Source organism: Roseovarius sp. (genome assembly GCF_040223625.1).
GTDB lineage: Bacteria > Pseudomonadota > Alphaproteobacteria > Rhodobacterales > Rhodobacteraceae > Roseovarius.
Genome location: NZ_JAVKFX010000012.1, coordinates 32,356 through 51,727 on the forward strand (window position 1 = coordinate 32,356; position 19,372 = coordinate 51,727).

A 19,372-nucleotide genomic window follows, 5' to 3' on the forward strand; every position below is an offset into this window, starting at 1 on the left:
TTTGCAGGGGGTGAGACAAGTCATGCGGGCATTCCGGGCCCGGTTTTCGCACCTGCCTGCCCCTCCGCGGCGGAAATGGCCCCCTGCCCCCGCTTTCGCGCAACCCGCCCTTGAAAGCGCGGCCCGCATCGGCAATGTGTAGACCGACGCTTAACCGGGGCAACCATGGCACTTCCCGTCTCGACGCAGGCAAGATACTGGGGCATCGCCGCGGCGGTGTTCCTCGTGCTGCTGTGGTTCCTGGGCGACGTGATCCTGCCCTTCGTGCTGGGCGGGGCCATCGCCTACCTGCTCGACCCGATCGCCGACCGATTCGAGAAGATGGGCTGTTCGCGCGCCGTCTCGGTCATGCTGATCACGCTGGTTGCCCTGCTGATCTTCGTCATTCTCGCGCTCTTGGTGATCCCGACGCTGGTGAACCAGACCATCACCCTGTTCGAGACGGTGCCGCGGGTCTTTGCCGAGCTGCAGATGTTCCTGACCAACCAGTTCCCGGCGCTGGTCGACGAGGGCTCGACCCTGCGCCAGTCGCTGACCGCCCTGGGCGAGACGATCCGCGACCGGGGCGGGCAGATCGTGGAATCGATCATCACCTCGGCCGCCTCGCTGATCAACGTGGTGGTGCTGCTGGTGATCGTGCCGGTGGTGGCGGTCTACCTGCTTTACGACTGGGATCGCATGGTCGCCGAGATCGACGCTCTGCTGCCGCGCGACCACGCCCCGGTGATCCGCCGCCTTGCGCGGGAAATCGACACCGCGCTGGCCAGCTTCATCCGCGGCATGGGCACGGTCTGCCTGATCCTCGGCACCTATTACGCCGTGGCGCTGATGGCGGTGGGGCTGCAATTCGGTCTCGTGGTGGGCGCCGTGGCGGGGCTGATCACCTTCATCCCCTACGTGGGCGCGCTGGTCGGCGGGGTTCTGGCCATCGGGTTGGCGCTGTTCCAGTTCTGGGGCGACTGGGTCTCGATCGGGCTGGTCATCGGCATCTTCGTGCTGGGCCAGGTGATCGAGGGCAACGTCCTGACGCCCAAGCTGGTGGGCAATTCCGTCGGCCTGCACCCGGTCTGGCTGATCTTCGCACTGTCGGTCTTCGGCGCGCTTTTCGGCTTCGTCGGCATGCTGGTCGCGGTGCCGGTGGCGGCGGCGCTTGGGGTGCTGGCGCGGTTCGGGCTGCAACATTACAAGGACAGTTCGCTCTATCGCGGCCAGGCCGAGGACGACTTCCGGTAATGGCCCGGCAGCTCAGCTTCGACCTGCCGGTGCGCACCGCGCTCGGGCGCGACGACTTCTTCGTATCGTCGGCCAACGCCACCGCTGTGGCGATGATCGAGGGCTGGCGCACATGGTCGGCCCGCAAGCTGGTGCTGGTGGGCCCGCGCGGGGCCGGCAAGACCCACCTCGCCCATGTCTGGGCGGCGCAGAGCGGCGCGCGGATCATCGCGGCGCGCGAGGTGACGGGGGCCGACATCCCGGCGCTGGCCGAGGGCCCGGTGGCAATCGAGGATTGCGACGCCATCGCCGGCGACCGGCCGACCGAGGATGCGCTATTCCACCTCCACAACCTCGCGCTGGCCGAGGGTCAGTCGCTGCTCTTCACCGCCACCGCCGCGCCCAGCCACTGGCCGCTCGGCCTGCCCGACCTCGCCAGCCGGATGCAGGGCACGCCCACGGTCCAGATCGCGCCGCCCGACGACGAATTGCTGATGGCGGTGATGATGAAGCTCTTTTCCGACCGCCAGCTCTCGCCCGCGCCGCCGACGCTGACCTACCTGATCCGCCGCATCGACCGGTCCTTCGATGCCGCGAGAGACATCGTCGAGCGGCTCGATGCGGCAGCGCTCGAGCAGCGTCGGCCGATCAACACCAAGCTCGCCAGCGAGTTGCTGGACAATGACGACACGTAAGGGCAGACTCCGTCACCTTCCCGTCACGAAAATCGCGCAAGACACCGAGCAGAATGAACAACGCCGATTTCCTCAAATCCCCCATGCCCGACCCCGTCGAGCTGCCCGATCTGGACCTTGACGGGCCGGGGCGGTTCTTCAACCGCGAGCTGAGCTGGCTGGGCTTCAACTGGCGCGTGCTGGAAGAGGCGCAGAACCCGCGCGTGCCGCTGCTGGAGCGGCTGCGCTTCCTGTCGATCTCGGCCAACAACCTCGACGAGTTCTACAATGTCCGCGTCGCCGGCCTGCGCGAGCTGGCGCGCGAGGGGCGCTCGAACCCCGGCGCCGACGGGCTGACGCCGGCCGAACAGCTTGTCCTGATCGACGAGAACGCCCGCCGCCTGCTGGCCAGCCAGCAGACCACGCTGGGCGGGCTGCGCGCCGAGATGGAAGCGCAGAACATCCTGATCCTCGACCGCGACAGCCTGTCGGAAAGCGACCGCGCCTACCTGTCCGACGCCTTTCTCAACAAGGTCTTCCCGGTGCTCTCGCCGCTGGCCATCGACCCGGCGCACCCCTTCCCCTTCATCCCCAACCTCGGCTTCTGCCTTGCCCTGCAGCTCGAGCGGAAGTCCGACCGGCGCGCGCTTCAGGCGCTGCTGCCCATCCCGCAGCAGATCGACCGCTTCACCTTCCTGCCCGCCCCCGAGGGCACGCATCGCGCCCTGCCGCTGGAAGAGCTGCTGCTGCTGCATCTCGACAGCCTTTTTCCCGGTTACCGCTGCCGCGATCACTGCGCCTTCCGCGTGCTGCGCGACAGCGACCTCGAGGTCGAGGAGGAGGCCGAGGACCTCGTGCGCGAATTCGAGGTGGCGCTGAAACGCCGCCGCCGGGGCGAGGTGGTGCGGATGAACATCTCGGCCAACGCCCCCGACACTCTGCGCGCCACCATCATGCGCGAGCTGCACGTGGGCGCCGACGAGGTGGTCGAGGTCGACGGCATGATCGGGTTGGCCGACCTCAAGGAGCTGGTCATCGACAGCCGCCGCGACCTGCTCTGGCCCGCCTTCACCCCCCGCGTGCCCGAGCGGGTGCAGGACCATGACGGCGACATGTTCGCGGCCATCCGCCAGAAGGACATGCTGCTGCACCACCCCTACGAGACCTTCGACATGGTGGTCCGCTTCCTGGCCCAGGCCGCGCGCGACCCCGACGTGGTGGCGATCAAGCAGACCCTCTACCGGACGTCGAAGAATTCCCCAATCGTCGAGGCGCTGTGCGAGGCGGCGGAAGACGGCAAGTCGGTCACCGCGCTGGTCGAGCTCAAGGCGCGGTTCGACGAGGCCGCCAATATCCGCCAGTCCCGCCGTCTGGAGCGCGCCGGCGCGCACGTGGTCTATGGCTTCATCGACTGGAAGACCCACGCCAAGATTTCCACCGTGGTCCGGCGCGAGGGCGACAACCTTGTCACCTACACCCATTACGGCACCGGCAACTATCACCCGATCACCGCCAAGATCTACACCGACCTCAGCTTCTTCACCTGCGATGCCAAGCTGGGGCGGGATGCCACCAAGGTGTTCAACTACCTCTCGGGCTATGCCCTGCCCGAGACGCTGGAAAACCTGTCGATCTCGCCCCACGAGATGAAGACCGAGCTGATCCGCATGATCGACGCCGAGATCGCCCATGCCGAGGCCGGCCGGCCGGCGGAGATCTGGGCCAAGCTGAACTCGCTCATCGAACCCGACGTGATCGACGCGCTCTACCGCGCCAGCCAGGCGGGGGTGAAGATCAGCCTCGTGGTGCGCGGCATCTGCGGCATCCGCCCCGGCGTGAAGGGGCTGTCGGACAATATCCGCGTGAAATCCATCGTCGGGCGCTTCCTCGAACACTCCCGCATCGTCTGTTACGGCAACGGCGCCGGGCTGCCTTCGAAGACCGCCCGCGTCTTCATCAGCTCGGCCGACTGGATGGGCCGCAACCTCAACCGCCGGGTCGAGACGCTGGTCGAGATCGAGAACGCCACCGTCAAGGCCCAGATCGTCAGCCAGATCATGGCCGCCAACATGGCCGACATCGCCCAAAGCTGGACGATGGCGCCCGACGGCACCTTCACCCGCGCCGAATGGCCCGAGGGCGAGTTCGCCTTCAACTGCCACCGTTTCTTCATGGAAAACCCGTCATTGTCGGGGCGCGGCTCGGCCGGGGCGGCGGACGTGCCGAAACTGACACATACGGGCGATTGACCACCCCCGCCCCATGTCGCATACCATGGGCAGGACCAACCGAGGGCCAGATGGACGGCACGAACGATCCCGCTGAAACCGATTGGGGCCCATTCGGGCGGCCGCTTTTCGACGAGGCCTCGGCCCAGGGGCTGAGCCGCGTCGGCGTGGTCGATATCGGCTCGAACTCCGTCCGGCTGGTCATCTTCGACGGCGCGGCCCGCAGCCCGGCCTATTTCTTCAACGAAAAGATCATGTGCGCGCTTGGCGCCGGCATGTCGGAAACCGGGCGGCTCAACCCCGAGGGGCGCGCCCGCGCGCTGGCCGCGATGCGCCGCTTCAAGCATCTGGGCGACGGGATCGGCACCGACGGGCTGACCGCCGTGGCCACAGCGGCGGTGCGCGAGGCCGAGGACGGGGCCGAGTTCTGCGAGGAGGTCGAGCGCGAGACCGGAATCCACATCCACGTCATCGACGGCAAGGAAGAGGCGCGGCTCTCGGCGCAGGGGGTGCTGCTGGGCTGGCCCGGCTCCTATGGCCTCGTCTGCGATATCGGCGGCTCGTCGATGGAACTGGCCGAGATCAACGGCGGCCGTGTCGGCCGGCGGCTGAGCTCGTCGCTGGGCCCGCTCAAGCTGCGCGACATGAAGGGCGGCAAGAAGGCCCGCAAGGCACTGATCCGCGACCGCATCTCGTCGATGCAGGACGACCTCGGCGAGCAGAAGAACCGCCTGTTCCTCGTCGGCGGCTCGTGGCGGGCCATCGCCAAGATCGACATGGAACGCCGCGGCTACCCGCTGCACGTGCTGCACGAATACCGGATGACGGCCAAGGCGGTGCGCGAAACGGCCAAGTATATCGAGAAATCCGACCCCGAGGACCTGCGCAACCGCGCGGGCGTGTCGTCAAGCCGGATGGCGCTGGTGCCCATCGCCTCGGAAGTGCTGCGCGAGGTGGTACGCACCTTCAAGCCGCGCGACATCGCCATTTCCAGCTACGGCATCCGCGAGGGGCTGCTCTACGAACAGATGCCCCAGCGCCTGCGCGACCGCGACCCGCTGATCGAGGCCTGCGCCTTCGCCGAATCGCGCGATGCCCGCGTGCCGGGCTATGGCACCGTGGTCTACAAGTTCATCGAGCCACTGTTCAAATCCGTCCGGCCCGAGCGGCGGCGCATCATCAAGGCCGCCTGCCTTTTGCACGACGTCAGCTGGCGCGCCCACCCCGATTACCGCGCCGAGGACTGTTTCGACAACGCCACCCGCGCCAACCTCGGCGGGCTCAAGCATTCCGAACGGGTGTTCCTTGGCCTCGCCCTGCTGCACCGCTATTCCAACCGGCGCGAGGGGACGCGGTTTCAGGATCTGAATTCGCTTGTGTCCGAAGACGACCAGGTCCAGGCCGAGGTGCTGGGCAAGGCGATGCGCTTTGCCGCGATGCTCTGGCTCAAGCGCGACGCCCGGCTGGGCGAGCTGCGCTGGTTCCCGAAGAAGAAACGCCTCGACCTGCGCCTCTCGCCCGAGGCGGCGCCGCTTTTCGGCGAGGTGGCCGAGGCGCGCTTCCGCTCGCTGGCGGAAACCCTGCAGGCGGAAGCGACAATCAAGATGGGTCAGTAGGTCGGCCCGGCGAAATCAGATCTCGATCTCTTCCCCCGGCTCGATATCCAGCTCCGGATCGACCGGCGTCTCCGGCTCGTCCGGAACCTCGGGCTCCAGCGGCTCCTTCCGGCGGATGATGATGTCGCCGTTGGGCAGCATCTCGGGCATCTCGTAATTGCTCAGATCGTCCACTTTGGCCATCAGTTCGGCAAAGGCCGGGCCCATCTCCTGCGCGAACTCCCGCAGGGCCGGCTCGATCTCTCCCGCCATGCCTTCGAGGTCGCGCAGCGCCGGTTCCATGTCCCGAAGGATGCCTTCCAGGAACATCCGCGCGCCTTCTTCCATCAGCGAACGCTCGTTTCCGGGCGCCTCCGGCTCCGTTTCCGTGTCCTGCGCCAGCGCGGGCGCGGTCAGGCTGAGGGTCACAGCGGTGATCAGGGCCAAGCGTGTCATGACACCGATATAGGAAGCCCGGTTGACAGTTTTAAGACGTGGCTCACCCGACCCCCTCGGTCTCGATCTTCATCTCGGCCCCGCAATGCTTGCAGTGGATCGCATCGGAATCGTGCCGCATGAGCCCGCATTGCTCGCATTTCTGCCGCACCTTCGCGGGCGAGAAGATGGCGCTGGCCAGCCGCAGGAACAGCCCCACCCCCACCGCCATGATCACCACCGCCAGCAGCCGGCCGTATGTCGTGGTCATGGCGATATCGCCGAACCCCGTCGTGGTCAGCGTCGCCACGGTGAAATAAAGCGCGTCCACGTAGCTTTCCAGCGCCGGTTCCCGCGCGCGCAACACGTAGACCAGCGCGGTCATCGCGAAGATGAAGACCAGCAGGTTCACCGCCGAAACCACCGTATCCTCGTGCCGGCGGAAGAACCGCCAGTCGCGGCGCAGGTCGCGCAGCAGGTGATAGGAATGCACCAGCCTGAGCGCCCGCAAGAGCCGCAGCATCATCAGCCCCTGCCCGATGAACGGCGCCGCCAGAAGCGACAGGATCACCACGATATCGACCATCACGTAGAACTGCCGCAGATGCCGCCAGCGGTTGGGCGCGATCCAGAACCGCGCCAGCAGGTCGAGCAGGATCAGAAGCGCGATCATCCCGTCGGCGACCAGAAGCCACGGCGTCAGGTCCAGCATTGCGGTCGCAAGGAAGAACACGATCGACACCGCGTCGAAGGCCAGCAGGGCGTAGCGGAACCGCGTGGCCCGGTTGCTGCGGCCCTCGTAGAGCAGGCGAAGCCGTTCCTTCATCGTCATGCGCGCCCCCTCACAGCTCTATATCCATGGTCACGGGAAAATGGTCCGACGCGGTAAGCAGCGCATCGCGCAGCTCCGGCACCCGCCAGCAGCCCGGATCCTCGAACGGGTGCCAGATGCGCCAGCGCGGCTTCTTCTTCCGCAGGCCCGGCGAGACCATGATGTAATCGAGCAGCGCCTGAAGATAGCGCTGTTCCGACTGGATGTAGAACCGCGCCGTGGTGTTCATCGCCCCGATCCGCCGGGTCAGGGCGCGGCGCGCGTGCGGGTCGTAAAGCCGGTGTTCGGTATCGGCCCCCTCGCCCATGATGATCTCGATCGACGAACGCCCGAACAGATCCTCGTACTCGTCAAGCCCCGGCCCGTCGTTCAGATCCCCCATCAGGATCAGCTCCTCGCCCGCCTCCAGGTGCTGCGCGATCCGCTGGCGCAGCCACACCGCCTGTGCCTGCTGCTTGCGGCGATTGGAAATCGCCATGCGCATCACCTCGTCGCGATTGGTCGCCCCGTGCGGCGCCTTCGACTTCAGATGCGCCCCGATCATCCGGAAGCTGGCGCCCGTGGGCGTCTCGGCGGCAATCTCGAAGGGCGGCTTGGAAAACACCACCAGGTCCTCGGTCGCGTCGATATCCAGGTCGATCCGGAACACCCCGTCGAACCGCGGCGCCTCGCGCGCGCCCTTCTGGCCGGTGGGCTCCCCCTTCGGATCGTGCCGGCAGGACAGCCTGTCGGGGTCGAACAGCAGCGCGATCTCCTGCTGCGTGTCGTTGTGAAACCCGATCAGCGCCTTGCGCGCCCGCAGCCCCACCGCCGCCGCGAACCCTTCCAGCGCCGTCACCGTCGACCGCCGGCTGTTGTGATCCGGCGCCTCGATCACCATCACCGCGTCGGCGTCGAGCGCGCTGAACACAATCCCAAGCGCGGCAAGCTGCTCGCCCCGCGTCACGTCGTGCCGGCCCGACCACTCGCCGTCGTCGAAGGCTGTGCCGGCGTCATCGAAAAGCGCGTTGAACCATTCCACGTTGTAGGTGGCAAAGCGCATCTCAGACCCTTTCGGAAATCTCTTCCCAGGCGCGGTTGATGTCGATGATCCGCTTCTCGGCCAGCTTCACCGCCTCCTCCGGCACGCCGCGGGCCAGCATCCGGTCGGGGTGGCTCTCGCGCACCTGCCGGCGCCAGGCGGCGCGGATCTGGTCCATCGGCATGTCGGGGGTGACCCCCAGGATGGAATAGGGATCGGGCTTGGCATCGGGCACGAAGCGGGATTTCAACGCGTTGAATTCATGGGGTTTCAGCCCGAAGAGCTCGGCCACCCGTTCCAGGAACTGGTCCTCGTTCGGGTGATAGACCCCGTCCGCCACAGCGATGTGGAACAGCCCCTCCATCAGGTCGTTCAGCGTGTCGGTATCCTCGCCGAACATCCGCCGGATGCGCTCGGCATATTCCTCGAAGCCCGCCACGTCCTGCCGGGCGAGATTGAAGACCTTCGCCGCCCCCGCCTCGTCGGCCTGCGCGATCTGGAACACCTCGCGGAACGCCGTCACCTCGTCGCGCGTCACCAGCCCGTCGGCCTTGGCCATCTTTGCGCCCAGCGCGATCACGGCAATGGCGAAGGCCACGCTGCGCTCGGGCGGCGTGCGCAGGCGGTCGAAGACCTCGCTCAGCGGCTCGCCATTGGCCAGCGCCGACAGCGCCTCGGATATGCGGTTCCAGATCGACATGGGCGCGACCCTATCGGCTTCCGCACGGGATGTCAGCGTCAACCGCCGCCGGGGCCAAGGATTTTCTGCATCAGCACAAGATCCATCCAGCGGCCGAACTTGGCGCCCACCTCCGGCATCCGCCCCACGGTCTCGAAGCCGATGGCCCGGTGAAAGGCAATCCCCGCCGCGTTCTCGCCGCTGACACCCGCCACCAGAACGTGACAGCCCGCCTCCCGCAGCGCCGCCTCCAGCCGGTCCATCAGCGCCCGGCCCGTCCCCCGCCCCCGCGCCTCCGGCGCCAACTGCACGGTATGCTCCAGCGTATGCCGGTAGCCCGGCCCGCCCCGGAAGGGAAAGGCCGTGGCAAAGCCCAGCACCGCGCCGTCTTCCTCGGCCACGAAAAACGCCCCCGGCCGCGCCGCGATATCGGCGGCCAGCCCGGCTTCGGTCTTCTCATCGGTGGTGAAGGTGACGGCGGTCTCGCGGATATAGGGGTTCCAGATCCCGGCGATGGCGCCGGCATCCTCCGGCACGGCGGCGCGGACGCTCATTCCAGCACGCGCAACCCGTGCGGCGTGTCGATCTCGTAGCGCATCGCCTGCGCGCCGGGTTCGATCACCACGCGCTCATCCTCCAGCCGATCCTTCAGCGCCGCCCGCAACGCTTCCGCCTCCGGATGCGCGATCACCAGCCGCCGGAGCGCACAGCCCGACGGCGCCAGCCGCGCCGCCGGATGGGCCGAGCCCTCCCACTGGATCACCGCCGGAAAGGCATTGTCGAAGGGCAGCACGCCATCTTCCGGCACCGCCATGCGCCAGCGCAGGTCACCCCGCTCCAGCGCAACGGGCACGCCCGCCCCGGGGATATCGGCCACCACTCCGTCAAGATCATCCGTCCGGCAGATCCAGATCCGCGGCCGCGGCCGCCCCTCGAACCGGTCGAGGTCAAACCAGCGGGGATAGGGCAGCGGCGCCGCAGCGGGGTCGACCGCGATCACCTCGAGGTAAAGCCCCTCCTCCATCCCCAGAAGCACGTTGTGGGTGCCGAATTTCACATGCTGCCCGCCCGGCTGCAGGCTGACGCCCAGCGCGTGCTCGACCGCCTCGCGGCCCTCGTCCAGCGTCTCGGCCGCCACGGCCAGGTGATCCAGTTCCAGCATGTCGCGCCCCTTACCCGTTCCCACTCCGCGGCCACCTTAGGCACCGCGCGCCCCGCTTGGCAATCGCTCAGACCACCACCCGCCACAGCGCCCAGAGCGCGACCAGGACGGTCGGGTAGAAGGTCGCCGCGAAGCCGAAGGCGCGCAGCGGCGGGGCCATGTGATAGCCGGCCCAGAAGGCCAGCCTTGCCACCGCGAACGCCACCCCCAGCACCAGGATCACGCCGGGCCCCTCGGGGCCCAGCAGCACCGCCGCCGCGGGCCAAACCGCCATGGCCAGCACAAGCTGCTCGGTGGTGTTGACCAGCACCCGCCGGTCGATCTCGGCCGCGCCGCTCAGCGGGCCGCCGTCGATGATCTCCTCGTTCAGGAAGCGCCGGTTGCCCAGCGTGGCGACCATGGCGATCATCACCAGCCCGGGCGCCAGAAAGGCCGTCATGATCGTCGGCATCAGCGCAAAGACCGGCAGCGTCACGAAAAGCGCCGCCCCCGCAAGCACGGCAAAGGCCCAGACCACGCCGGCCGCCGCCCCGATGGAAATCTTCCGCCGCCTGTCCATCACCCCGCCCTTCTTCTTGGTCAAAATACTCTGGGGGAGGCGTTGAAACCCCGCAGGGTTTCAACGACGGGGGCAAAGCCCCCTCAGCCTACCCCCGCGCCTCGCGAATGAGCTTCAGGATATCCTGCGCCGCCGTGGGAATATTCGTCCCCGGCCCGAAGATCGCCTTCACCCCGGCCTCCTTCAGGAACTCGTAATCCTGCTGCGGGATGACCCCGCCGCAGATCACGATGATATCGCCCGCATCCTTCTCGCGCAGCGCCTCGATCAGCTGCGGCGCCAGCGTCCGGTGCCCCGCCGCCTGAGAGGAAATCCCCACCACATGCACATCGTTGTCGATGGCGTCCTGCGCCGCCTCGTCCGGCGTCTGGAAGAGCGGGCCCACGTCCACGTCGAAGCCGATATCGGCAAAGGCCGTGGCGATCACCTTGGCGCCGCGGTCATGCCCGTCCTGCCCCATCTTCACCACCAGCATCCGCGGCCGGCGGCCCTCCTCCTCGGCGAATTCCTCCACCGATTTCTGGATTGCGGCGAAACCGTCATCGCCCTCGTAGGCCGCGCCATAGACGCCGGCCAGCGTCTTCACCTCGGCGCGATGCCGCCCGAATACCTTTTCCATGCTCATGCTGATCTCTCCGACAGTGGCGCGGGCCCGGGCGGCCTCGACCGCCCCTTCCAGCAGGTTGCCGCCCTCTTTCGCGCGGCGTTCCAGTTCTTCCAGCGCCTTGGTACAGGCCGCCTCGTCGCGGTTGGCGCGGATGCGTTCAAGCGCCGCGATCTGCGAGCGGCGCACCTCGTTGTTGTCGATCGACAGGATGTCGATCGGGTCTTCCTTGTCCTTGCGGTACTTGTTGACGCCGACGATCACCTCGTCGCCTCGGTCGATCATCGCCTGCCGGGTCGCGGCGGTCTCCTCGATGCGCAGCTTGGGCATGCCGCTGGCCACCGCCTTGGTCATGCCGCCCATCTCCTCGACCTCCTCCATCAGCGCCCAGGCCTTCTCGGCCAGGTCATGGGTCAGCTTCTCGACGTAATAGGAGCCCGCCAGCGGGTCGACCACGTTGGTCACGCCCGTCTCCTCCTGCAGGATCAGCTGGGTGTTACGCGCGATCCGGGCGCTGAAATCCGTGGGCAGGGCAATCGCCTCGTCAAGCGCGTTGGTGTGCAGCGACTGCGTCCCGCCCAACACCGCGCTCATCGCCTCGTAGGCGGTGCGCACGACGTTGTTGTAGGGGTCCTGCTCCTGCAGGCTGACGCCGCTGGTCTGGCAATGCGTCCTGAGCATCATCGAGCGCGGGTTCTTCGGTTCGAACTCGCTCATCACCCGGTGCCAGAGCAGCCGCGCGGCGCGCAGCTTGGCAGCCTCCATGAAGAAATTCATGCCGATGGCGAAGAAGAAGCTCAGGCGGCCTGCGAACTTGTCCACGTCCATGCCCCGATGGGTCGCCGCCCGCACGTATTCCCGCCCATCGGCCAGCGTGAAGGCCAGCTCCTGCACCAGGTTCGCGCCCGCCTCCTGCATGTGGTAGCCCGAGATCGAGATCGAGTTGAAACGCGGCATTTCCCAAGCCGTGAACTCGATGATGTCGGCCACGATCCGCATCGACGGCTCGGGCGGATAGACATAGGTGTTGCGCACCATGAATTCCTTGAGGATGTCGTTCTGGATCGTCCCCGACAGGACCGACTTGTCGTGCCCCTGCTCCTCGCCCGCGACGATGAAACTGGCGAGGATCGGGATCACCGCGCCGTTCATCGTCATGCTGACCGACACCTGGTCGAGCGGGATGCCGTCGAACAGGATCTTCATGTCCTCGACGCTGTCGATGGCCACGCCCGCCTTGCCCACGTCGCCCGTCACCCTCGGGTGATCGCTGTCATAGCCCCGGTGGGTGGCCAGGTCGAAGGCCACGCTGACCCCCTGCTGCCCGGCGGCGAGGTTGCGGCGGTAGAAGGCGTTCGATTCCTCGGCCGTCGAGAACCCGGCATATTGCCGGATGGTCCAGGGCCGGCCGGCATACATCGTGGCCTTGACGCCCCGGGTGAACGGCGCCGCGCCGGGGATCGAGCCCAGGTGATCCAGCCCCTCGACATCCTCCGCCGTGTAGACCGGGCTCACGTCGATGCCTTCCAGCGTCTTCCACGTGAGGTCCTCCAGCTTGCGGTTCTTCAGTTCCTTCTCGGCGATCTCGCGCCATTCGTCTTTCTTCGATGCCATTGCCTTGTCCTCTTCTCGTCCGGCCGGCGGCAGGGTCGCCCCCGCGCTCACCGGTCCCTGATTTCCGATCCCTGCCGCCCCGCGCGGAGGCCGCCCGGCGCCCCCCGCCTGCGACTTTTTCCGTTCTCGCGGAATTCTGACTTCGCATCCCGCGCCCGACGGCCTATATCTGGGGCGACGGGAGTATCCATGCAAAGAACGTTAGCACTTGTTTTCGTATGCTTTTTGACGGCCTTCGCCGGGGCCGGCCCGACCGTGGCGCAGGACGATCCGCCGCGTGACGACATCATCCTGCCCGGCGAGAATGTCGACCTGGAAGAGTTCATGTGGACGAAACGCCCCCTCGTCGTCTTCGCCGACAGCCCGGCCGACCCGCGATATGTCCAGCAGATGGAATACATCAACGAGCGGCTCGACGATCTGGCCCTGCGCGACGTGGTGGTCCTGACCGACACCGAGCGCGGCGCCGACACCGCGCTGCGCCGGGAATTGCGGCCGCGCGGGTTCATGCTGGTGCTGATCGGCAAGGACGGCACCATATACCTGCGCAAGCCGCTGCCCTGGTCGGTGCGCGAGATTTCCCGCGTCATCGACAAGCTGCCCATGCGGCAGCAGGAAGTGCGCGAACGGCGCGGCGGCGAAAGCTGAGCGGCGCGCATCACCCCTCCCCCATCGCGGCGAACAGCAGGTCGCGGCGCGTGTCCATCACCATGACCGTGCCGCTCTCGCTGTCATAGGCCAGCAGCGCATCGGGGCTCAGAAGCGCCCGGCGAAACGCCCCCTCGGCCCCGTCATCCATGCAGGACCGCGCCTCGAGCCCGGCGCGGCGCATCGCCATGCCGGTCGGCCGCGCCTCGTTGGCCAGTTCCACCAGCGCGGCATCGGGCGCCATGCCCTCGGCCCGCAGCGCCGCCCGCCCCTGCCGCGGCAGGGCCCACAGCATTTCAGGCACCGAGCCCGTCACCGGCATCGCCGCGCCCACGTCCGTGCCCGCCAGCCGGAACACGCCGGCCACGCAATCGCCGCGCGCCTGGAAATACGCGGTCTCGCCCAATGCGAACCACTGCTCCAGCCTTGCCCGCATCTCCGCCTCGTCCTCCCGCACGCAAGCGGTCAGCGCGGCCAGCGCCACCGCGGCAAGCATCGCGTTGGAGGCAAGGCCCGTCCCCATGGGCCCTACTCGAACTCCATGATCACGTCATCCACCGCAAGGCTGTCGCCCGGCCCGGCGTTGATCTTCGAGACCACGGCCTTGCGTTCGGCCCGCAGGATATTCTCCATCTTCATCGCCTCCACCGTGCAAAGCGCCTGCCCTTCCTGCACTTCCTGGCCTTCCTCCACACCGATGCTGACGATCAGGCCCGGCATCGGGCACAGCAGCATCTTCGAGGTATCAGGCGGCTGTTTCTCGGGCATTAACGCGGCCAGCTCGGCCTGCCGGGGCGTGCGCACATGCACCTTCAGGTCGGCCCCCCGCGTGCGGATGCGGAACCCGCCCGAGATCTTGCCCACCTTCAGCACCAGAAGCTCGCCATCCACGTCCAGTTCGGCCAGCTGATCGCCCGGCGTCCAGCCGCTGGTCAGCCGGTGGCTGGTGCCGTCCTCGAAGGTCACCGTCGCGCCCTCGCGGTCGGCGTCCACGGTCACCGGAAAGCTCTGCCCCTGCAGGGTCACGACCCAGTCGCTGCCCACGTGGCGCTCGTGGTTGTCCATCCGGCCCGACACGCGCGTCCGCCGGATCTCGGCGATCCGGTGCATCGCGGCACAGCCCGCGGCCACCCGGCGCAGCGCCGGCTCGGCCAGTTCCACGCCGTCGAACCCCTCGGGGTATTCCTCGGCGATGAACGCCGTGGTCATGTCGCCCGAGACGAATTTCGGGTGATCCATCACCGCGCTCAGGAACGGCAGGTTATGACCGATCCCCTCGATCTCGAAACTGTCGAGCGCCACGCGCATCGCCTCGATGGCGGTCGCCCGGTCCTCGCCCCAAGTGCACAGCTTGGCGATCATCGGATCGTAATACATCGAAATCTCGCCGCCCTCGTAGACGCCGGTATCGTTGCGCACCGCCGTCTCGCCGCTGCCCGCCTCATCCTGCCACTTGCCGCTTTCCAAGAGCGGACCGGCCGACACCTCGACCGGCGGGCGATAGCGCGTCAGCCGCCCGATCGAGGGCAGGAAGTTGCGATACGGATCCTCGGCATAAAGCCGGCTTTCCATCGCCCAGCCGTTGAGCGTCACGTCCTGCTGGCTGATCGACAGCTTTTCACCGGCGGCCACCTTGATCATCTGCTCCACCAGGTCGACACCGGTGATCAGTTCCGTCACCGGGTGCTCCACCTGAAGCCGGGTGTTCATCTCGAGGAAGTAAAAGTTCTTCTCGCCATCGACGATGAACTCCACCGTGCCCGCGCTCGCGTAACCCACCGCATGAGCCAGCGCGACGGCCTGCTCGCCCATCGCCTTGCGGGTCGCCTCGTCAAGGAAGGGGCTCGGCGCCTCCTCGATCACCTTCTGGTTCCGCCGCTGGATCGAGCATTCCCGCTCGCCCAGGTAGATGCCGTTGCCATGGCTGTCGCACAGTACCTGGATCTCGATATGCCGCGGCTGGGTCACGAATTTCTCGATGAACATCCGGTCGTCGCCGAAACTGCTCGCCGCCTCGTTCTTCGACGCCTGGAAGCCCTCGCGCACCTCCTCGGCATTCCACGCGATCCGCATCCCCTTGCCGCCGCCGCCGGCGCTGGCCTTCAGCATCACCGGAAAGCCGATCTCCTCCGAGATCTTCAGCGCCTCCTCGGCATCCTCGATCAGCCCCATATGCCCCGGCACGGTGTTCACATCCGCGTCCTTGGCGATCTTCTTACTGGTGATCTTGTCCCCCATCGCCTCGATCGCGCCCTTGGGCGGCCCGATGAAGGCCACGCCTGCCTTCTCCAGCGCATCGGCGAATTTCGGGTTCTCCGACAGGAAGCCATAGCCCGGATGCACCGCCTCGGCGCCGGTCTGGCGGATCGCCTCCATCACCTTGTCGATGACGATATAGCTCTCACTCGCCGGCGGCGGGCCGATATGCACCGCCTCGTCGGCCATCTGCACATGCAGCGCGTTGCGGTCGGCATCCGAATAGATCGCGACCGTCTGGATCCCCATCTTGCGCGCGGTCTTGATGACGCGGCAGGCAATCTCCCCCCGGTTGGCGATCAGGATTTTCTTGAACATGTCTCAGGTCCTCTTCTCGGGTCTTGGCCGCGCGGCGCGCGGAAGGGCGACTGCGGGCATTGGCGACAGGACGCCATGCACGCAAAGCTCTGGAATGAAACGAAAAAGGGGCGGCCTGCACGTTGTGCAAGGCCGCCCGTCAGGGGAAGGGTAACGGATAAGACGAAACGTCCTGGCCCCTTGGGGAAGGGCCACCACTACAAGGCCCACGCTGCACGCCCGGGCGGCTCTCGCCAAGCGGCGCGTTACACGGATAGGGAGATCGGCTGCAATCCGCACAAATCCGGCGGTCGTGGGCAAGTTCATGCCCAAATCGCCGCCCATTCTCACGGCACCCGGCATCATGCCCCCTCCCCCTCGAACGCCTCGGGAAAGGCCGCGCGCGCCGCGTTCACGTCCAGCACCAGCAGCGCTTCGTAATCCTCCGGGTCGAACGGGTCCTCGGCGGGTTTCACCTCGCGCCCGAACAGCCAGCTCAGCCGCCCGGCATCGAGGTTGCCCCGCTCGAACGGCTCGTCGCCGAACTGCTCCCACAGCGCCCGCACGAAGGCCGTGTCGGCCATGCGGTCGGCCGGCCGCCTATCGCGATAGCGCTCGCGGCGGACGATCGGCGTGGCCCCCTTGGGGTTGGCGCGCCGGATGGTGAACTGGAAATCCGATCCGGGCAGGCGCCCGGGAAAGCCGCGATGCTTCAGCATGGGGCGCCCTCCATCTCGACGGGGCGCGGTGCGGCGGTCAGGACGGGCCCGAAGGCCCGCCCCGTGCTTTCCCTCGCGGGATTACTTGTACTTGCCGGTGTAGACGGGCTCGACCGAAATCGGCGCCGGATCGACCACGACGAATTCTTCTTCTTGCTGCTGTTGCTGGCCACAGGCGGCAAAAGTCGCCACGATGCCGAGCGCAAGAATGCTCTTGATAGTCTTAGACATAAATGTCTCCTGTATGTGTACACATTTGGACGCCACGTTAAACGCCCCACCTGCCTCACGTGGGTCATTGCGGTCACTCGAGTGCAACCGGAGTCCAGAATACTGGAATCCGCGCCGATTTGATACTTGTCCACAGCGATGTCCGTCTCGTGTGACTCCAAAGCCTCAAACTTGACCACACTTGAGATTCGAGCCGCAAGATATTGTGTAAACATCAGAAAACCTCCCAGATACAGGTGCCGTTTTCGACCCTGTAGGCCTCGAACACCTGCACCACGTCCGGGTCCGGCACGCCGAATTCCGTGGCCGCACTGCCCAGCGAGACGATGATCGTCGCCCCCTCCGCCTCGGCATCGGGCGCATTGGGCAGGGCATGGGCGTTGCACAGGTGCTCCAGATCGGCCGAAACCACCGTCAGGTCCGCCCCCCGGACAAGCCCCGCCGCCACGTAGCGGAAACGCAGCACCGGCCCGCCCTCGCCGCCTTCCTGCCGCAGCACCTCCTGCAGCCCGGCCTCCAGCCCCGAGGGCAGGACGAGGCGCTCCTCCTGCGCCCCGCCCTGCCGGGCTCCGGCCGCGATCGCAATCGCGGCCACGCAAACCATCGTCATCAATCTCACGACGCCCACCTGATCCACCTCTCCCGGGTCCCGGCATCCGCCAGCACGCCGGCAATCCGCGCCTCGACCTGCGCCCGCGCCACCGGCCCGTCCACCTGCCCGCCCGCGGTCACCGCCAGCATCCCGTCCTCATCCGCCACGCGCACCACCGGCGCGAACCCCTTCACCCGCCGCAGTGCGCGCCACACGTCCTGCCGCACCTGCCGGGCCAGCCGCCGCCGGTTCACGACCGGCACCAAGGTCGAGGCCGCCACGTCGAACCGCGCCGGCCACCGCCGCGCCACGGTCAGCACGCCCGCCTCCTCCACGATATGCCACCCGTCACGCGCCATCGGCCAAAAACCACCCCATGCTTCTTCTGGCCAGAAATATCCCGGGGGCGTGGGGGCTGGCCCCCACTTCCACACTTTCCACAAGCGTCACAGCGGAATATTGTCGTGCTTCTTCCACGGCAGGCTGCGCTTCTTCTTCCGAAGGCTGGCAAACGCCCGGCTCACCCGCATCCGCGTGTTGTGCGGCTGGATCACCTCGTCGATGAAGCCCCGCTCGGCGGCCACGAAGGGGTTGGCGAACCGGTCCTCGTAGCTCTTGGTATGCGCCGCGATCTTCTCGGGGTCGCCCAAATCGGCACGGTGGATGATCTCCGTCGCCCCCTTGGCGCCCATCACCGCGATCTCGGCGGTGGGCCAGGCATAGTTGAAATCGCCCCGCAGATGCTTCGACGACATCACGTCATAGGCCCCGCCATAGGCCTTCCGGGTGATCACCGTCACCTTGGGCACCGTCGCCTCGCCGAAAGCGTAAAGCAGCTTGGCGCCATGCTTGATCACCCCGCCATACTCCTGGCTCGTGCCAGGCAGGAAGCCGGGCACGTCCACCAGCGTGAGAATCGGGATCTCGAAACAGTCGCAGAACCGCACGAAGCGCGCGGCCTTCCGGCTCGAGTCGATATCGAGGCACCCGGCCAGCACCATCGGCTGGTTCGCCACCACTCCCACGGTCCGGCCTTCCAGCCGGATGAAGCCGGTGATGATGTTCTTGGCGAAATCCTCCTGGATTTCATAGAAATCGCCCTCGTCCGCCAGCTTCTCGATCAGCTCCTTCATGTCGTAGGGCGTGTTCGGGTTGTCGGGGATCAGCGTGTCGAGGCTGGGCTCCTGCCGGCCCGGCTCGTCGAAGAACGGGCGCACCGGCGACTTCTCGGTGTTGTTGAGCGGCAGGAAATCCACCAGCCGCCGCACCTCGGCCAGCGCTTCCACATCGTTCTCGAAGGCCGCGTCAGCGACCGAGCTTTTCTTGGTATGCGTGCTCGCCCCGCCCAGCTCCTCGGCCGTCACCTGCTCGTTGGTGACGGTCTTGACCACGTCCGGGCCCGTGACGAACATGTAGGAGCTGTCCTTCACCATGAAGATGAAGTCGGTCATCGCGGGCGAATAGACGGCCCCGCCCGCGCAGGGCCCCATGATCACGCTGATCTGCGGAATGACGCCCGAGGCCTCGATATTGCGCTGGAACACTTCGGCATAGCCCGCAAGGCTCGCCACACCCTCCTGGATGCGCGCCCCGCCCGAGTCGTTGAGGCCAATGATCGGCGCGCCGTTCTGCAGCGCCATGTCCATCACCTTGCAGATCTTCTCGGCATGGGTTTCCGACAGCGAGCCGCCGAAGACGGTGAAATCCTGGCTGAAGACATAGACCTGCCGGCCGTTGATCGTGCCCCAGCCGGTGATCACCCCGTCGCCGTAAAGCTTGTTTTCCTCCATCCCGAAATCGATGCAGCGATGGGTCTTGAACATGTCGAACTCTTCGAAGCTGCCCTCGTCGAGCAGGATTTCGATGCGTTCGCGGGCGGTCAGCTTGCCCTTGGCGTGCTGGGCGTCGATGCGTTTCTGGCCACCGCCAAGGCGCGCCTCGGCGCGGCGATCCTCGAGTTCCTGCAGGATATCCTTCATGAGAGTCCTCTTCCCGGTTTTCGCCGGAAAATAGA

20 protein-coding genes are annotated in these 19,372 nt (G+C 66.9%); 5 read left to right on the forward strand and 15 right to left on the reverse strand.

The window, feature by feature from the left end; genetic code table 11:
- Nucleotides 1-165 precede the first annotated feature (165 nt).
- From RLN94_RS03415 to RLN94_RS03430, 4 genes are read left to right on the forward strand one after another with little or no spacing between them, the layout of a single operon-like run.
- Nucleotides 166-1,233 carry an AI-2E family transporter gene (locus RLN94_RS03415; protein WP_350129536.1) on the forward strand — a complete coding sequence of 356 codons (1,068 nt, stop codon included), beginning with the start codon at nt 166-168 and terminating at the stop codon, nt 1,231-1,233.
- On the forward strand, nt 1,233-1,907 hold the full coding sequence (locus RLN94_RS03420) for a P-loop NTPase family protein (protein WP_350129539.1): 675 nt from the start codon (nt 1,233-1,235) through the stop codon (nt 1,905-1,907). The genes RLN94_RS03415 and RLN94_RS03420 overlap by 1 nt, the downstream gene beginning before the upstream one ends.
- A 53-nt stretch (nt 1,908-1,960) precedes the next feature.
- Nucleotides 1,961-4,135 (forward strand): RNA degradosome polyphosphate kinase, encoded by a 2,175-nt coding sequence (locus tag RLN94_RS03425; RefSeq protein ID WP_350129542.1) that lies wholly within the window; start codon nt 1,961-1,963, stop codon nt 4,133-4,135.
- Between the two features lie 50 nt (nt 4,136-4,185).
- On the forward strand, nt 4,186-5,730 hold the full coding sequence (locus tag RLN94_RS03430) for a Ppx/GppA family phosphatase (RefSeq protein ID WP_350129545.1): 1,545 nt from the start codon (nt 4,186-4,188) through the stop codon (nt 5,728-5,730).
- 15 nt (nt 5,731-5,745) lie between these two features.
- Here the strand turns inward: RLN94_RS03430 and RLN94_RS03435 are convergent, their stop codons facing one another.
- From RLN94_RS03435 to scpA, 8 genes are all read right to left on the reverse strand, one after another.
- Complete coding sequence (locus tag RLN94_RS03435; RefSeq protein WP_350129548.1) at nt 5,746-6,165, reverse strand: hypothetical protein; 420 nt, start codon at nt 6,163-6,165, stop codon at nt 5,746-5,748.
- A gap of 43 nt (nt 6,166-6,208) precedes the next feature.
- Nucleotides 6,209-6,976, reverse strand: a complete 768-nt coding sequence (locus tag RLN94_RS03440; RefSeq protein WP_350129551.1) for a potassium channel family protein — start codon at nt 6,974-6,976, stop codon at nt 6,209-6,211.
- Between the two features lie 10 nt (nt 6,977-6,986).
- A complete protein-coding gene (locus RLN94_RS03445) occupies nt 6,987-8,018 on the reverse strand; it encodes an endonuclease/exonuclease/phosphatase family protein (protein ID WP_350129554.1) in 1,032 nt (343 codons plus the stop codon).
- A 1-nt stretch (nt 8,019) separates the two neighbouring features.
- Nucleotides 8,020-8,697: a TerB family tellurite resistance protein gene (locus tag RLN94_RS03450; RefSeq protein WP_350129557.1), complete on the reverse strand. Its 678-nt coding sequence runs from the start codon at nt 8,695-8,697 to the stop codon at nt 8,020-8,022.
- A 38-nt stretch (nt 8,698-8,735) separates the two neighbouring features.
- Nucleotides 8,736-9,230: a GNAT family N-acetyltransferase gene (locus tag RLN94_RS03455; protein WP_350129560.1), complete on the reverse strand. Its 495-nt coding sequence runs from the start codon at nt 9,228-9,230 to the stop codon at nt 8,736-8,738.
- Nucleotides 9,227-9,838: a VOC family protein gene (locus tag RLN94_RS03460; protein WP_350129562.1), complete on the reverse strand. Its 612-nt coding sequence runs from the start codon at nt 9,836-9,838 to the stop codon at nt 9,227-9,229. The genes RLN94_RS03455 and RLN94_RS03460 overlap by 4 nt, the downstream gene beginning before the upstream one ends.
- Before the next feature lie 67 nt (nt 9,839-9,905).
- A complete protein-coding gene (locus RLN94_RS03465) occupies nt 9,906-10,421 on the reverse strand; it encodes an MAPEG family protein (protein ID WP_350129565.1) in 516 nt (171 codons plus the stop codon).
- Nucleotides 10,422-10,485: 64 nt separating this feature from the next.
- A complete protein-coding gene (gene scpA / locus RLN94_RS03470; RefSeq protein ID WP_350168543.1) occupies nt 10,486-12,615 on the reverse strand; it encodes a methylmalonyl-CoA mutase in 2,130 nt (709 codons plus the stop codon).
- Nucleotides 12,616-12,804: 189 nt separating this feature from the next.
- Between scpA and RLN94_RS03475 the strand changes: the two genes are divergently transcribed.
- Nucleotides 12,805-13,263: a DUF4174 domain-containing protein gene (locus RLN94_RS03475; protein WP_350158477.1), complete on the forward strand. Its 459-nt coding sequence runs from the start codon at nt 12,805-12,807 to the stop codon at nt 13,261-13,263.
- A 10-nt stretch (nt 13,264-13,273) separates the two neighbouring features.
- On the opposite strand, the gene RLN94_RS03480 is transcribed toward RLN94_RS03475, so the two are convergent.
- From RLN94_RS03480 to RLN94_RS03510, 7 genes are all read right to left on the reverse strand, one after another.
- Nucleotides 13,274-13,786, reverse strand: coding sequence for a hypothetical protein (locus RLN94_RS03480; RefSeq protein WP_350126191.1), 513 nt, complete (start codon nt 13,784-13,786; stop codon nt 13,274-13,276).
- Between the two features lie 5 nt (nt 13,787-13,791).
- The gene (locus tag RLN94_RS03485; protein ID WP_350126193.1) at nt 13,792-15,837 is read right to left on the reverse strand and encodes an acetyl-CoA carboxylase biotin carboxylase subunit; all 2,046 of its coding nucleotides are present in this window, start codon (nt 15,835-15,837) and stop codon (nt 13,792-13,794) included.
- A 341-nt stretch (nt 15,838-16,178) separates the two neighbouring features.
- Complete coding sequence (locus tag RLN94_RS03490) at nt 16,179-16,535, reverse strand: hypothetical protein (protein ID WP_300893944.1); 357 nt, start codon at nt 16,533-16,535, stop codon at nt 16,179-16,181.
- Between the two features lie 81 nt (nt 16,536-16,616).
- Nucleotides 16,617-16,766: a hypothetical protein gene (locus RLN94_RS03495; RefSeq protein ID WP_350126196.1), complete on the reverse strand. Its 150-nt coding sequence runs from the start codon at nt 16,764-16,766 to the stop codon at nt 16,617-16,619.
- Between the two features lie 214 nt (nt 16,767-16,980).
- Nucleotides 16,981-17,376, reverse strand: a complete 396-nt coding sequence (locus RLN94_RS03500) for a DUF6497 family protein (RefSeq protein ID WP_350126286.1) — start codon at nt 17,374-17,376, stop codon at nt 16,981-16,983.
- Between the two features lie 5 nt (nt 17,377-17,381).
- Nucleotides 17,382-17,717, reverse strand: coding sequence for a hypothetical protein (locus RLN94_RS03505; RefSeq protein WP_350126199.1), 336 nt, complete (start codon nt 17,715-17,717; stop codon nt 17,382-17,384).
- Between the two features lie 87 nt (nt 17,718-17,804).
- On the reverse strand, nt 17,805-19,337 hold the full coding sequence (locus RLN94_RS03510) for an acyl-CoA carboxylase subunit beta (protein ID WP_350126202.1): 1,533 nt from the start codon (nt 19,335-19,337) through the stop codon (nt 17,805-17,807).
- Between the last annotated feature and the right edge of the window lie 35 nt (nt 19,338-19,372).

Coding starts and splice junctions, on each gene's coding strand:
- RLN94_RS03430 (WP_350129545.1), top strand. CDS start 4,186: ATGGACGGCACGAACGATCCCGCTGAAACCGATTGGGGCCCATTCGGG.
- scpA (WP_350168543.1), bottom strand. CDS start 12,615: ATGGCATCGAAGAAAGACGAATGGCGCGAGATCGCCGAGAAGGAACTG.
- RLN94_RS03510 (WP_350126202.1), bottom strand. CDS start 19,337: ATGAAGGATATCCTGCAGGAACTCGAGGATCGCCGCGCCGAGGCGCGC.
- RLN94_RS03480 (WP_350126191.1), bottom strand. CDS start 13,786: ATGGGGACGGGCCTTGCCTCCAACGCGATGCTTGCCGCGGTGGCGCTG.
- RLN94_RS03460 (WP_350129562.1), bottom strand. CDS start 9,838: ATGCTGGAACTGGATCACCTGGCCGTGGCGGCCGAGACGCTGGACGAG.
- RLN94_RS03455 (WP_350129560.1), bottom strand. CDS start 9,230: ATGAGCGTCCGCGCCGCCGTGCCGGAGGATGCCGGCGCCATCGCCGGG.
- RLN94_RS03450 (WP_350129557.1), bottom strand. CDS start 8,697: ATGTCGATCTGGAACCGCATATCCGAGGCGCTGTCGGCGCTGGCCAAT.
- RLN94_RS03415 (WP_350129536.1), top strand. CDS start 166: ATGGCACTTCCCGTCTCGACGCAGGCAAGATACTGGGGCATCGCCGCG.
- RLN94_RS03490 (WP_300893944.1), bottom strand. CDS start 16,535: ATGCTGAAGCATCGCGGCTTTCCCGGGCGCCTGCCCGGATCGGATTTC.
- RLN94_RS03435 (WP_350129548.1), bottom strand. CDS start 6,165: ATGACACGCTTGGCCCTGATCACCGCTGTGACCCTCAGCCTGACCGCG.
- RLN94_RS03500 (WP_350126286.1), bottom strand. CDS start 17,376: ATGACGATGGTTTGCGTGGCCGCGATTGCGATCGCGGCCGGAGCCCGG.
- RLN94_RS03425 (WP_350129542.1), top strand. CDS start 1,961: ATGAACAACGCCGATTTCCTCAAATCCCCCATGCCCGACCCCGTCGAG.
- RLN94_RS03495 (WP_350126196.1), bottom strand. CDS start 16,766: ATGTCTAAGACTATCAAGAGCATTCTTGCGCTCGGCATCGTGGCGACT.
- RLN94_RS03485 (WP_350126193.1), bottom strand. CDS start 15,837: ATGTTCAAGAAAATCCTGATCGCCAACCGGGGGGAGATTGCCTGCCGC.
- RLN94_RS03440 (WP_350129551.1), bottom strand. CDS start 6,976: ATGACGATGAAGGAACGGCTTCGCCTGCTCTACGAGGGCCGCAGCAAC.
- RLN94_RS03475 (WP_350158477.1), top strand. CDS start 12,805: ATGCAAAGAACGTTAGCACTTGTTTTCGTATGCTTTTTGACGGCCTTC.
- RLN94_RS03420 (WP_350129539.1), top strand. CDS start 1,233: ATGGCCCGGCAGCTCAGCTTCGACCTGCCGGTGCGCACCGCGCTCGGG.
- RLN94_RS03505 (WP_350126199.1), bottom strand. CDS start 17,717: ATGGCGCGTGACGGGTGGCATATCGTGGAGGAGGCGGGCGTGCTGACC.
- RLN94_RS03445 (WP_350129554.1), bottom strand. CDS start 8,018: ATGCGCTTTGCCACCTACAACGTGGAATGGTTCAACGCGCTTTTCGAT.